Source organism: Streptomyces sp. NPDC039430 (assembly GCF_055639435.1).
In genome coordinates, this window is record NZ_JBVKAK010000002.1 from 130,708 (window position 1) to 145,172 (window position 14,465).

At 72.5% G+C, this 14,465-nt stretch carries 7 protein-coding genes; 6 read left to right on the forward strand and 1 reads right to left on the reverse strand.

The genetic code is table 11. The features are described 5' to 3' along the window. Positions 1 to 78 precede the first annotated feature (78 nt). Complete coding sequence (locus ACZ7LS_RS05605; RefSeq protein ID WP_385131812.1) at positions 79 to 1,800, forward strand: glycerol-3-phosphate dehydrogenase/oxidase; 1,722 nt, start codon at positions 79 to 81, stop codon at positions 1,798 to 1,800. Positions 1,801 to 1,846: 46 nt separating this feature from the next. Here ACZ7LS_RS05605 and ACZ7LS_RS05610 read toward each other — a convergent pair whose 3' ends face one another. Next, entirely contained in the window at positions 1,847 to 3,055 is a 1,209-nt protein-coding gene (locus tag ACZ7LS_RS05610) for a serine hydrolase domain-containing protein (protein WP_385131815.1), read from the reverse strand. Positions 3,056 to 3,215: 160 nt separating this feature from the next. Between ACZ7LS_RS05610 and ACZ7LS_RS05615 the strand changes: the two genes are divergently transcribed. The 5 genes from ACZ7LS_RS05615 to ACZ7LS_RS05635 all read left to right on the forward strand — a co-directional run bounded on the left by ACZ7LS_RS05615 (position 3,216) and on the right by ACZ7LS_RS05635 (position 14,458). Further along, the gene (locus tag ACZ7LS_RS05615; RefSeq protein WP_382520479.1) at positions 3,216 to 5,159 is read left to right on the forward strand and encodes a protein kinase domain-containing protein; all 1,944 of its coding nucleotides are present in this window, start codon (positions 3,216 to 3,218) and stop codon (positions 5,157 to 5,159) included. A gap of 306 nt (positions 5,160 to 5,465) precedes the next feature. Next, a complete protein-coding gene (locus tag ACZ7LS_RS05620; protein WP_385131818.1) occupies positions 5,466 to 8,816 on the forward strand; it encodes a serine/threonine protein kinase in 3,351 nt (1,116 codons plus the stop codon). 159 nt (positions 8,817 to 8,975) lie between these two features. Beyond that, positions 8,976 to 10,838 carry a serine/threonine-protein kinase gene (locus tag ACZ7LS_RS05625; protein ID WP_385131928.1) on the forward strand — a complete coding sequence of 621 codons (1,863 nt, stop codon included), beginning with the start codon at positions 8,976 to 8,978 and terminating at the stop codon, positions 10,836 to 10,838. A gap of 53 nt (positions 10,839 to 10,891) precedes the next feature. Beyond that, positions 10,892 to 12,598 (forward strand): serine/threonine-protein kinase, encoded by a 1,707-nt coding sequence (locus tag ACZ7LS_RS05630; RefSeq protein WP_382668331.1) that lies wholly within the window; start codon positions 10,892 to 10,894, stop codon positions 12,596 to 12,598. Between the two features lie 195 nt (positions 12,599 to 12,793). Continuing rightward, complete coding sequence (locus ACZ7LS_RS05635; RefSeq protein ID WP_382520485.1) at positions 12,794 to 14,458, forward strand: succinic semialdehyde dehydrogenase; 1,665 nt, start codon at positions 12,794 to 12,796, stop codon at positions 14,456 to 14,458. The last annotated feature ends 7 nt before the right edge of the window (positions 14,459 to 14,465 follow it).

Sequence of the window (14,465 nt, forward strand, 5' to 3'; positions counted from 1 at the left end):
GGCGGTGGCTGAAGTCGTGGAGTGCGGACAGAATCGATGATGTGAGCCCGACCACACGGGGGACGACGGGAGGCAGCGGTGAGAACAGCGACACTGGGACCTGCGGAGCGCGGCCAGGCGCTCGCGGCGATGGCCGAGCGTGAACTGGACGTACTGGTAGTGGGCGCGGGCGTGGTCGGTGCGGGGACCGCCCTCGATGCCGTGACCCGAGGTCTCTCGACCGGCCTCGTCGAGGCGCGGGACTGGGCGTCCGGCACCTCCAGCCGGTCGAGCAAGCTGATCCACGGCGGCTTGCGCTATCTGGAGATGCTCGACTTCGCGCTCGTACGCGAAGCCCTCAAGGAACGCGGGCTGCTGCTGGAGAAGCTGGCTCCCCATCTGGTGAAGCCGGTGCCGTTCCTCTACCCGCTGCGGCACAAGGGCTGGGAGCGGCTCTACGCCGGCTCGGGCGTCGCGCTGTACGACGCGATGTCCGTCTCGTCCGGGCATGGCCGCGGGCTGCCGGTCCACCGCCATCTCTCCCGGCGCAACGCGCTGCGGGTGGCGCCCTGCCTCAAGAAGGACGCGCTGGTCGGGGCGTTGCAGTACTACGACGCGCAGATGGACGACGCGCGCTATGTGGCGACGCTGGTGCGTACGGCCGCGACCTACGGCGCGCATGTGGCCAGCCGGGCGCGGGTCATAGGCTTCCTGCGGGAGGGGGAGCGGGTCGTCGGGGCGCGGGTGCGGGACGTGGAGAGCGCGGGGCGGGAAGGGGCCGGGGAGTACGAGATCCGGGCCAAGCAGGTCGTCAACGCCACCGGGGTCTGGACGGACGACACCCAGGCCCTCATCGCCGAGCGCGGGCAGTTCCATGTCCGGGCCTCCAAGGGCATCCATCTGGTCGTGCCCAAGGACCGGATCCACTCGTCGACGGGGCTGATCCTGCGGACCGAGAAGTCCGTGCTGTTCGTCATCCCCTGGGGCCGGCACTGGATCGTGGGCACCACCGACACGGACTGGGATCTGGACAAGGCCCATCCGGCGGCCTCCAGCGCCGATATCGACTATCTGCTCGAACACGTGAACTCCGTGCTGCACACGCCGTTGAGCAGGGACGACGTACAGGGCGTCTACGCGGGACTGCGTCCGCTGCTCGCCGGGGAGTCCGATGCCACGAGCAAGCTGTCGCGCGAGCACACGGTCGCGCATCCGGTGCCCGGCATGGTGGTCGTCGCCGGCGGCAAGTACACGACGTACCGGGTGATGGCCAAGGACGCGGTGGACGAGGCGGTGCACGGCCTCGACCAGCGGGTGGCCGAGTGCGTCACCGAGGATGTGCCGCTGCTCGGCGCCGAGGGGTATCACGCGCTGTGGAACGCGCGGGCGAGGATGGCCGCGCGGACCGGGATCCATGTCGCCCGCGTGGAGCATCTGCTGAACAGGTACGGGACGCTCGTCGAGGAGCTGCTCGAACTGATCGCCGCGGACCCGGGTCTCGGTCGGCCGCTGGCCGCCGCCGACGACTATCTGCGCGCCGAGATCGTCTACGCCGCCTCGCACGAAGGGGCGCGCCATCTCGACGACGTACTGACCCGGCGTACGCGGATCTCCATCGAGACGTTCGACCGGGGCACCCGCAGCGCCCGGGAGTGCGCGGAGCTGATGGCGCCGGTCCTCGGCTGGGACAAGGACCGGATCGAGCGGGAGGTTGAGCACTACGAGAAGCGGGTGGAGGCGGAGCGGGAGTCGCAGCGGCAGCCGGACGACCAGACGGCGGACGCGGCGCGGCTCGGCGCGCCGGACATCGTGCCGATCTGACGCGCCGATCTGACGCACCGGGCCGGGGTGCGGCCGGAAGGGCCTCTCAGGGGCGAGTGCGGGGGGCCTTTCCGGAACGGCAGAACTCCTCGTCCAGCAGGGTTTGTTCGACAGGTCCGAGGAATTCGTCCGGGAGGGCATCCGTGTTGACGCGGAAGGTGAGGGTGCGTCGGCCGTCGGGGGTGGTGGCCGTACGGACGTAGCTGCCGGAGATCCGGCCGTTGTGGCCCCAGACGGTGAGGCCGCAGGAGAGCCTCTGCGGGTAGATGCCCAGGCCGTAGGCGCCGTGCGTGGCGGCGGTGTCCAGCAGCTCACGCGACTGGGGCGCGGCGAGCAGTCGGCCGCCGAGCAGGGCGGAGTAGAAGCGGTCGAGGTCGTCGAGCGTGGAGATCAGCTCACCGGCCGCGCCCGCCGGACGCGGGTCGATGTCGGTGACATCGCGCCGGGTGCCGCCGGAGGCCGGATCCCAGGTGTAGGCGCGGCCGTGCGGGGAGGGCAGTGTGGTGCGGGCGCCCGGAAAGGAGGTGCCGGTGAGACCGAGGGGAACGATGATGCGGTCTGTGGCCTCGTCCGCGTACGAACGGCCCGTCACCTTCTTGACGACGAGCCCGAGCAGGACGTAATCCGTATTGGAGTACCGATACGAGCCGAGCGGCGCCGGTGCGCGCGCGAGCGCGATACGGAGCGCCGCCCGGGGAGTGGTGGGGGCGGGCGCCGGGACGGCGGTGGTGTAGTCGTACAGCCCGCTGGTGTGGCTCAGCAGCATGCGCAGGGTGAGCAGCCGGCCGTTGTTGCCATGGCCGCGGACCAGCCCCGGCAGATGGTGTTCGACGGTGTCGGACAGGCGTAGCCGCCCCTCGGCGGCGAGTTGGAGGACGACCGTCGCCACCAGCGTCTTGGTGGTGCTGCCGGCCCGGAAGCGGTCGGTGCGACGGATTCCGGAACCGGCGGACTCGAACCGGGAGGAGAAGGGCGTGCGGGAGACCAGGGCGGCGCCGGGCGCGCGGCCGTCGGAGACCAGCAGGGGGAGGACATCGGATGTGGGCGAGGGCTGAGACGAGGCGGGTGGTCTCTCCGTAAGGGAGGGGGCGGGACGGGCCGCTTCGGGACGGACCGCTTCGGGACGTGACGCATCGGGACGTGCCACATCCGCCCCGCCGGGCACATCCGTCACACCGGTGCCTGGCACCCATGTGCCCAAACCGAACAGGCTCATGACCAGCAGGGTGGTCAACCGGCCCCGTAGTAGTGGCATGGTGGGGATCCCTTCCTCCGGCACCATCCTGGCGGACGCCGGACCCGGGAGCGGTGACGGTCCCGGAGTGAGGGACAATGAAGCCTCTGCCAGGGCGCGTTACGGCACCGCGCGGGCGGGTGGAGTCGCGGGCCAGGATCAGGGATCGCAGAGGGGACGCATGTCGCAGTCGGAGCAGTCGCGGGACACGGCGCAGGAGCCCCAGCAGGACGCGAGGAAGAGCGCCGACAGCACCCCGGAAGGGCGCCTGCTCGCGGGCAGGTACCGGCTCGACGGGGTGCTCGGGCGCGGTGGCATGGGCACGGTCTGGCGGGCGCTCGACGAGACGCTCGGCCGCACGGTCGCGGTGAAGGAACTGCGTTTTCCCTCCAGCATCGACGAGGACGAGAAGCGCAGGCTGATCACGCGCACACTGCGCGAGGCCAAGGCGATCGCGCGGATCCGCAACAGCGGCGCGGTGACGGTCTACGACGTCGTGGACGAGGACGACCGGCCCTGGATCGTCATGGAACTGGTCGAGGGCAAGTCGCTCGCCGAAGCCGTCAGGGAAGACGGGCTGCTGACGCCCAGGCGGGCGGCCGAGGTCGGGCTGGCGGTCCTCGACGTGCTGCGCTCCGCGCACCGCGAGGGCATCCTGCACCGCGATGTGAAGCCGTCCAATGTGCTGATCGCCGAGGACGGGCGCGTGGTCCTCACCGACTTCGGTATCGCCCAGGTCGAGGGCGACCCGTCGGTCACCTCGACGGGCATGCTCGTCGGCGCCCCCTCGTACATCTCGCCGGAGCGCGCACGCGGCCACAAGCCGGGACCCGCGGCCGACCTCTGGTCGCTCGGCGGTCTGCTGTACGCGTCGGTGGAGGGCTGCCCTCCGTATGACAAGGGCTCCGCCATCGCCACGCTGACCGCCGTGATGACCGAGCCGGTCGATCCGCCCAAGAACGCGGGCCCGCTCGAAGAGGTCATCTACGGGCTGCTCGCCAAGGACCCCGAGCAGCGGCTCGACGACGCGGGCGCGCGTGCGCTCCTCCAGGCCATCGTCGACGCGCCGGAGCAGCCCCGGCACGCTCCGGAACCGGCGCCGGACGCGACCCGCGTCGTGCCGCTGCCGCCGGTGCCGGGCGAGACCCCGGACGCGCGGCCGGCGCGTGGTTCCGCCGGGGAGGCGGGCGCGGACCGGGTGCGTGGCGCGCTGCGCTCCGTACGGAACGCGGCGGCAGGCGCGTCCGAGACCCGGCCGGCCCCGGAGCCCGGGGTGCCGCAGCGGCCGGCGCCGCCCCGCGCGTCGCTCACCGATGTGGTGCCCCGGCGCACGCTGGTGATCATCGCGGTCGTCGCCGCGCTCGCGCTCATCTCCACGGTCCTGATCGTCGCGCTGAACGGGAACTCCGACGACACGTCAGGGAGCAACCAGGGCAAGGACACCTCGACCGCCTCGGCGGGTGCCACCGCCGGCGGGGACGGATCGGGCGACGGCAAGGGGCAGAGCCCGGGGCCGGACACGAGCGCGGCGGGGAACGGCCAGGGGGACGGCAAGGGGGACACCGCCGCCACGAACGGGCAGGGGGCCGACAACTCCGGTTCCGGTTCCGATTCGTCCGGCACCTCGGGCAAAGGCAAGGAGGGTGGCGGGAAGAAGGGCGGCGCGCTGCCCGACGGCTACGCCAAGGTCTCCGACGACCGGTTCCACTTCTCGATGGCGATGCCCGAGGGGTTCCACAGGACCGGCATAGCGGGAGCCAACTCCGGCGGCATTTACAGCGAGGACGGGGACTTCCCCAGGGTCCAGATCGACTTCAACGACAGCCCGACCGATGACGCGGTGGCCGCCTGGCAGGGGCTCCAGTCGGCGGTCAGGGGCAGCAGCGACAACTACAAGCTGCGCGGTATCAAGAAGGTCGACTACAACGGCTACAAGACCGTCGCCGACTGGGAGTTCGAGCGCGATCAGAGCGGCGAGCGGATCAGGGTCCTCAACCGGGGCTTCAAGATCGACTCGAAGCGCGGCTACTCGATCATGGTCAGCTGCGAGGCGGGCGAGTGGAACGACACGGAGTGCGAGACGCTGCGCGAGACGGCGTTCGCGACGTTCGAGCCGACGGCCTGAGCGGCGGCTCCGGCCGGGTCGCCCGCATCGCCCCGCCTGTTATGGGCCCGCTCATATCGACCCGCTTGAATCGGCCAACGATCCAGTGGGCGGAGTGATGAGTTCCGGCCGCTGAGGTGGGTAGTTCGGCGTACGAGAACGGAACGTTACGCAGTGGGTTGCCGCGACCCGGCGGCATGTTGGCCCGCGGCCACGTATCGTGAGAGCTCGCGAACCGTACGCATCCACAATGAGCCGGTAAACGACCGGAATTGGCGGTTTCGCGAGTCTCCGGGACCGGGAGACGGCGTGTGGTGGGGAGGCGTTGTGGACGACTACGCGGGACGGGTGCTCGCCGACCGCTATCGCCTGCCGTTGCCACCCTCCGATGAGTACGAACTTGCCGAGACCCGGGCCTTCGACACGTACAGCGGGCAGGAAGTCCTCGTCAGGCAGGTGCCGTTGCCGGAGGTCGTGGACGCGGAGGTGGTGGACGCGGACGGCGCCGCGGCGCCGCGCCGGGCCCCGGGGCGTTCGGCACGCAGGCATACGGATCCGGCGGTGCGGCGGGCCATCGAGGCCGCGCAGAGCGCCGCCCAGATCCCCGATCACCCCCGGCTGGACCAGGTCTTCGACGTGTTCGCGGAGGCCGGTTCGCTGTGGATAGTGAGTGAACTGGTCGCGGCCAGACCGCTCGCCGCGCTGCTCGCCGAGCGTCCGCTGAACCCCTTCCGGGCCGCCGAGATCGCCTCCGACGTGCTCACCGCGGTACGGGTGGTCCACGCGCACGGCTGGACCCACCGGAACATCACCGTCCGTACGGTGCTCGTCTGCGACGACGGGCGCGTGGTGCTGACCGGGCTCGCCGCGGGCGCGGCGGAAGAGGCGCTGTGCGGATACGCGCCGGTGCCCGAGCCGCCGCCGGACCGGTTCGAGGAGCCGGACCACCAGGAACCGCAGGAGCGGCTCGGACCGCACGACCCCCACGAGCCGCACGAGGAACTGGGCGCGCAGGGACAACAGGGGCCCTACGAGCGGCTCGGGCCGCCCGGACAGTACGCGCCGACGGAAGGGCTCTCCGGCTCGCCGGCGACCGCCCTGCCGTACGACCCCGGGCCGACGGCGGGGGTGCCCGGTGCGCCGGGCCGCGCCGCGCTGGGGACGGGCCGCGGCGCGGACAGTCCGTACGACGACGGCACCTCGTCCGGTACGTCCGGCGCGATGCCGCGCCCGCACCACGGCACCCCCGGCATCCCGGCTCCGTACGGCGGCCGGCCGGCGCTGCCGGGCGGCAGCGCCTCGGGCGACATCCGCGCCGCCCGCGCCGGAGCCATCGCCGCGTACCGCGCGGGAGCGCGCGCCGCCGCGCGCGCCACTGAGGACCAGGGCGCCGGTACGAGCGGTTCGGGCGCCACGAGCGGTACGGGCCTCCCGGCCGTCCCGGGAGCCTCGGGCGGGCCGACGGGTACGGGCGGGCCGACGGGTACGGGCGGCGCGGTCACCGGTGCGGGTGCGCAGGAGCCGCCCCGGAGCGGTCCCGGCGGCCCGCAGGGCGCGAGCCCCGACCCGGACTGGTGGGCACAGCCGCGCACCTTCGCGGGGGCAGACGCCGACGCCGACGAGGACGACGACCCGCCCACCCCCTACCGCGCCCATCTGGCCGGTATCTGGCGCGACGGCCCGGCGCCCTGGAACGACGCCTCGGGCTCCGTACCGGCGGGCGGCAGCCCGTACGGCCCGGACTCGGCGGGCCCCTTCGGCGGCGGCTCCGGCGCGCGCGGCGGTGGGCCATCCGCCGGTGGTACGTCCGCCGGTGGTACGGCGGGCATTCCCGCGCTGCCGTCCGGCGGTTCCGATTCCGGTTCCGGTTCCATGGCCGGGTCCGGTTCCGGGTCCGGTGTCGGTTCCGGGTCCGGGTCCGGTTCCGGGTTTGGTTTCGGGTCCGGATCGGACGCCGATTCCGGTGCCCTCGTCGCCCGTGGCGGCGACACCCCGTACTCAGGACCCGGCAGCGGCAGCGGCGGAGGAAGCGGCAACTGGCAGACGGGCGGGGCGCGTGACGCGTTCCGCGCCGACTCGCAGCGCCAGTCCGCCCAGCTGCCCGCCGTCACCGGGCAGGGCGCGGGCGCCGGGCGCTGGGACGAGATAGTCGCGAGCGGCGCGCTGCCCGCGTACCGAGGCCCCGCCACGCCGCTCGCCGCCGAGCGCGCCCGGCAGGCCCGTATCGCGGTCGTCGGCGCCGTCACCGAGCGCTGGGCGCCCGAACAGGCCGGTCCCGTCCACGAGAACTGGCAGCTGGCACCGCCCATCGGGCCCGCCACCGACCTGTGGGCGCTCGGCGCGCTGCTGTACCGCGCGGTGCAGGGCCATGCCCCGTACCCCGAAGAGAGCGCCATCGAGCTGGTGCAGCTCGTCTGCGCCGAACCGCCCGCCTTCGCCGAGGAGTGCGGACCGCTGCGCCCCGTCGTGGAGTCGCTGCTGCGTCAGGACCCCACCGAGCGGCCGGACTTCGAGGAGCTGCGCGGCTGGCTGCGCTCGCTCGTACGGTCTGCGCCCGAGCCGGAGGCCGGTCTGGACGTCGTACCGCTGCCCGCGGACGAGACCCGGCTGCCGATCGTGCGCCGCCGGGGCGAGCTGGTCCGCAGGCGCCGCTGGCGTGGCCGCGACCTGGGCGGACGCCACCGCCACAAGAAGGGCAAGGAGCGCAAGGAGAAGGGCGGCCGGACCGGGCTCGACGAGCGGCGCCAGTACGAGCAGGAGCGGGAGCCCGAGCGCGAGAACGAATACGCGCTCCGGGCCGACGCGCCCCATGAGCGTACGGAACGCCTGGACCGGCTGCTGGACGGCCCCGAGCGGGCGGCCGGGCCCGAGCGGTTCGACAGGGCGGACTATTCGGACAGGTCCGACGAGTTCGATGGGTTCGACGGCCCGGACAGGTTCGACAGAGGCGGGAAGAGCGGGAAAGCCGGGAAGGGCGGCAAGGGCGCCGGCCGCGGCCCCCGTTCCCTCGGGCGCAACCTCCTGATCCTGATACTGCTGCTGCTCGTGGCGGCCATCGTCTACGCCGTGATGTTTCTGCCCAAGGCGAATACGCAGCAGGGCCAGAGCGTCGGTGAGGCGGGCCCCAGCGCCTCCGCCGCACCGGAATCACCGGCTCCGGGCAACGCCGACTCGGCGCCGCCCCGTGCCTCGGCGCCCCAGACCTCGGGTCCCGGTGTCGATCTGGCGGAGGGCTATGTCCTGCGCAACGACCCCGAGGGCTTCCGGATCGCGGTCGACAAGAGCTGGCAGCGCCGCCCCATCAACGACAGCGGGCAAGTCCGCTACGTCGGGGGCGACTTCACGGTGATCGCCGTTCCCGGCCGGGACAGCGTGGCGGAGAACGGCGGCGACCCGGTCGCCTACCAGCGCGACAAGGAGCGGGAGCTGCAGCCGTTCCGCGACTCGTCCTGGTCCAGCGCCTCCGGCGTACGCCGGATCGATGTGGGCCGGCAGGCCATGGCGGAGGGGCAGTACACCTGGACGGACAGCAGCGGGCGGGCGGTGTTCGTACGGAACCTCGCGATGATCATCGACGGTCGCTACCACGTCATCCAGGTCATCGGTCCGGACGGACAGCGGGACAAGGTCGACGAGATCTACCAGCAGGCGATCAACGCCTACCGGGTCACCGGCTGAGGCAAGAGTCCCAACTTGTGCCCCGTGCAACGCTGGTCACGCATCACAGTGCGGTTTCCGTGACGGACCCTAGGTTCCGCGTCCCCACGTCCCCTCCGTAATCTGTGACCCCAAGGAACGGGGCTGGGCGTGGAGCACACACAGGGCACGGGAACGAGCATGGGCGCGGCATCGGGAACGGGCGGGAGCGCGGGGCCGCTGCTCGCGGGGCGTTACCGGCTGGCCGAATCCATCGGCAGCGGCGGCATGGGCAAGGTGTGGCGGGCACACGACGAGGTGCTCCACCGGGTCGTCGCCATCAAGGAGTTGACGGCCGGGCGCTATGTCTCCGAGGCCGACCGGGCCGTCCTGCACCAGCGGACGCAGAAGGAGGCGCGGGCCGCCGCCCGGATCAGCCACCCGGGTGTCGTCACCGTCCACGACGTGCTGGAACACGACGGTCGGCCGTGGATCGTCATGCAGTACGTCGACGGCCCCTCGCTCGCCGACGCCGCGAAGGAGTCCGGCCGGATGGACTACCGCGAGGTCGCCAGGATCGGTCTCGCGGTCCTCGACGCGCTGCGGGCGGCGCACGCGGCAGGGGTGCTGCACCGCGATGTGAAGCCCGGCAACGTCCTGCTCGCGCGCGACGGCCGGGTGCTGCTCACCGACTTCGGGATCGCGGCGATAGAGGGCGACTCGACCATCACCAGGACCGGTGAACTCGTCGGCTCCATCGACTATCTGGCTCCCGAACGGGTACGGGGCGGCGATCCCGGCCCCGCCTCAGACCTCTGGTCGCTCGGGGTGACGCTGTACCTGGCGGTGCAGGGGGTCTCGCCGTTCCGCCGGAGTTCGCCGCTGTCCACCATGCAGGCCGTGGTGACGGACGAGCCCGACCACCCCGACCAGGCGGGCCCGCTCGCGCCGGTCATCGCCGCGCTGCTGCGCAAGGACCCGGACGGACGGCCCGACGCGGCGCGGACCGAGGGCATGCTGCGCGAGGTGGCGGAGGGCAGGACGTCGGCCGGGGCCGAGGAGCATACGCCGACGCGCCAGCTGCCTTACGGGGAGCCCCAGTCGGCGACCTCGCAGCAGCGGCCGTCCGCCCCGCAGCAGCAGCCGTCCACCCAGCGGCAGCCGTCCGCCGGGCCGCCCTTCGCGGCGGGGGCCTCCGTGCCCGCCGCCACCGGCCAGGCACCCGCCGCCGGCCCCGCGACCGCCCCGGCGCCGGGCTCCCCGACCGTTCCGGGGCCGGTGGCCTCGCCCACGAGCCGTGGCCGCCGTAACCGTTGGCGTACGACGGTCGTCGCCGTGGTCGCCGCCGCGGTCCTCGGCGGCGGCGCCGGCTTCGCCGCGCTGAAGTACGCCGGAGACGGTGCTTCCGCCGACAGCGGGAGCGGCCCGTCCGTGAGCGACGGCCCGGCGGAGGGCAGCGGCGGTACGCCGGGCGACGGTACGGCCGACGACAGTAAGACGAGTGACGGTACGACCGACGGCACCACGACCGACGGCACCACGACGGACGGCACCACGACCGACGGTACGGCGGACGGGAAAGACCCCGGCGGCGGGACCACTCCCGAGGGCTGGACCCATGTCGAGGCCGAGGAGGGTTTCAGCCTCAACGTCCCCGAAGGCTGGGAACGCCAGATGGACGGCAATCAGATCGACTTCACCCCGGACAACGGCCGTCATCTCATACGGATCAGCGTCGGCACGCCCGATTTCGAGAATCCGTACATGCACATGCTGAGCATGGAGAAGTCCGTCCAGAAGTTCCCGGAGTACGCCAGGGTCAAGCTGGCCCCGAACAACTACCGCGATCACGCGAAGTCCGCCATCTGGGAGTTCACCTGGACCGAGAAGACCGGCCATCCCGGCAAGCGGCACGCGATCGACCAGATCTACTACTCGGACGACAGCGGTACGGAGTACGCGATCTACATGGCCGGTCCCGAGGAGACCTGGGCGACGACGCGCAAGCAGTTCGACGCCGTCCTGCGCAGCTGGCAGGCACCACCGGTCGAGAACGGCCGCTGAAACGGTTCGGCGATCGCGGCCGCGCTTCGTGAGGACGTGCGGAGGATACGTACATGACCAATGACGGGGGACGGGTGGACGAGCCCACTAGTTACGAACTCAGGCCGCCGGACGCACCGCGGGTGCCGCCGCCTGACGCGGGGCGGGCGGACGCGGCCGGATACCCGCCCACACAGGCCGTCCGGGCCCCGCAGCCACCCGCGCCCGCGCCCGTACCAGGACCCGCGCCGGCGTACCCCGTGGCGCCCGTGCCCGCGCCCGTCGGCGATCCGGTCGCCAGGCGGGCGCTCGGTGGCCGCTACCGGCTGGTCTCCCGGCTCGGACACGGCGGGATGGGCACGGTCTGGCTGGCGCACGACGAGGTCGTGGACCGCGATGTGGCGATCAAGGAACCGCGGGTTCCGGACAACGTGGGCGAGCGCGACCGGGAGCGCGTGTATCTGCGGATGCAGCGCGAGGCCCGCGCCGCCGCCAGGATCGAGCACCCCGCCGTCGTCACCATGCACGACGTGGTGATCGAGGACGCCAAGCCGTGGATCGTGATGGAGCTGGTGCGCGGTCAGTCGCTCGCCGACCGGCTCCAGGAGGGCACGCTCGACCCGCGTGAGGCCGCCCGTATCGGACTGGCCGTACTGGACGCGCTCACGGCCGCCCACGAGAAGGGCGTACTGCACCGTGACGTCAAGCCGGACAACGTGCTCCTCGGGCGCGGCGACCGGGTCGTCCTCAGCGACTTCGGAATCGCCCAGGTGGAGGGCGAGCAGGGGCTGACCGAGACCGGCGCGTTCGTCGGCTCGCCCGAGTTCATCGCGCCCGAGCGGGTGCTGGGCCGGCAGCCGGGACCGGAGTCGGACCTGTGGTCGCTCGGCGTGGTGCTGTACGCGGCGGTCGAGGGCATGTCGCCGTACCGCCGCTCCAACGTTCCCGCCACGCTCCAGGCCGTGCTGTCCGCGGAGCCGCAGATGCCCGCGCGCGGCTCCGGGGCTTTCGGCACGCTCGTGATGCGCCTGCTGGCCAAGGATCCGGCGGCGCGGCCGGACGCGGCGGAGATCCGGGCGGTCCTGGAGTCGGCGGCGCGCCCGCCGGTGACCACCCGGCCGTACTCCGACGCCGGTCCCGAGCCCGCTGCCACGGGCCTCGGGGGCTGGGTCCCCCCGGTGCTCCGGCGGAGCCGTCCCGCGCGGTACGGACTGGGCGCGGGCGTGCTGGCCGTGGCCGTCGCGCTCGTACTGCTCCTCGCCAACCCGTTCGGCGGCGGCGGACTCCCCGAGGGCTGGGGGATCCGTCCGGAGAACGAGATCCTCCGCGCCAAGGTCGGGGTCCCCGACGACTACCGGCGCGAGCAGCTGACCGATGACACCGGTGTCATCTACAACGACCCGAGCGGGGTCTTCCGCGTCTTCTTCGAGCGGAAACAGAAGCTGCCGGACGACGATCTCCTGGAGCCGAAGGCGGACGTCTGGACGGCGCACTACGAGCGCGGCGGCGAGAACGGGACGGAGATCAAGGACGCCAAGGTCACCAGCAAGGATGTCGAGCATCAGGGCAAGCGCGGCTTCGAGCTGGTCGTCGACTTCACCGACTACAGCGATACGGACGACTTTCCCGTCCGCTACCGCTGGCACGAACTCATCATCCCCGGCGCGGACGACACCTATCTGCGGCTGAGGGTGTCCATGCCCGCGCAGGGCGCGGCGGTGAAGGACGGCGAGGAGCTGTACGCGACGGTCGCCGGGCAGCTCGACCTCGGAGAGTCGTAGCCACCCCGGGCGTACGGCGTTGCTTCGAAGACAGGCCCCGGAGCCACCCCGGCGGTCAGTCGTAGCCGTACCGGACCGCCGTGAACCGCTGATCAGGGGTTATGTGCCAGTGATCGCTGGCGTGGTGTGGGTGTCTGGCGAAAAGCTGTTACCGACGGGTACCCAAAGCCCGGATCGCGGCATACGCTCGCCATCATGACGGACTCGCAGGCCCCCGCCGCCACCCCCACCACCGTCCACGACGCCACCGGGACCAACGGGACCGCCGGGAGCCTCGGCACCAACCCGGTGGCCGCCGCCCCGGCAGGCGCGCGCACCGCGGCCGACGTGGTCACGCCCGAGGTGGTCGCCCGGCTCGTCCGCGGCGTCGTCGGCTCGGGCCGTACCGCCAACCACACCCCCTTCACCGGGGAACGGCTGGCGGAGCTGCCCGAGTCCACGCCCGAGGACGTGGCGACGGCCTTCGAGCGCGCCCGCGCGGCCCAGCCTCTCTGGGCGGCGCTGCCCGTCCGGCAGCGGGCCGCGGTGCTGCTCCGCTTCCACGATCTCCTGCTGGAGCGCCAGGCCGAGGTGCTCGACCTGATCCAGCTGGAGACCGGCAAGGCCAGGCTGCACGCGCACGAAGAGGTCCAGGGGCTCGCCGTGGAAGCCCGGCACTACGGCCGCGCCGCCGCGTCGTACCTGCGGCCGAAGCGCCACACCGGCGTCGTACCGGTCCTGACGAAGGTCACCGAGCTGCGGCAGCCGCGCGGGGTCATCGGCCAGATCGCGCCCTGGAACTACCCCCTGGAGCTGTCCGCGGGCGACGCGCTGCCCGCGTTCGTGGCGGGCAACGCCGTCGTGATGAAGCCCGACACCGAGACCGCTCTCACCGCGCTGTGGGCCCGCGATCTGCTGATCGAGGCCGGACTGCCGCCCGAGGTCTTCCTCGTCGTGCTCGGCGAGGGGCCGGTCATCGGCCCTGAGGTGGTCAGGCACGCCGACTACGTCTCCTTCACCGGCTCGACCCGTACCGGCCGCGAGGTCGCCAGGGGAGCCGCCGACCGGCTCGTCGGCGTCTCGCTCGAACTCGGCGGCAAGAACGCCATGCTGGTGCTCGCGGACGCCGATGTGGAGAAGGCGGCGGCGGGCGCGGTGCGCGCCTGCTTCTCCTCCGCGGGACAGCTCTGCATCTCCATCGAGCGGCTGTACGTCCATGACTCCGTCGCCGACGCGTTCCTGGAGCGGTTCGCCGCCCGTACGAAGGCGATGCGGCTCGGCGGCTCCCTCGCGTACGGCGCCGACATGGGGTGCCTGGTGGGCGAACGCCAGCTGGAGACGGTCACCCGCCATGTCGAGGAGGCCGTCGCCAAGGGCGCCACGGTCATCGCGGGCGGGGTCGCGCGTCCCGACATCGGGCCGCTCTTCTACGAGCCGACCATCCTGGACGGGGTCGAGGCGCCGATGGCGGTGTGCGCGGAGGAGACGTTCGGACCGGTCGTCTCCGTCTACCGGTTCGGCGACGAGGACGAGGTGATCGGCCTCGCCAACGCCACTCCGTACGGCCTCAACGCGAGCGTGTGGACGAAGGACTCCCGGCGCGGCCACGCGATCGCGGCCCGGCTGCGCACCGGCACGGTCAACATCAACGAGGGGTACGCGCCGACGTACGGCAGCGTGCGGTCGCCGATGGGCGGCATGAAGGACTCCGGTCTCGGCAGGAGGCACGGCTCCGAGGGGATCCTCAAGTTCACCGAGGCCCAGACGGTCGCGCAGCAGCGGATCCTGCCCATGGCGCCGTCCCTGGGGATGGACGACGAGAAGTACGCGGCGCTGATGAGCCGGAGCCTGCGGGTCATGAAGGCGCTGCGGCTGCGGTAGTGCGTGA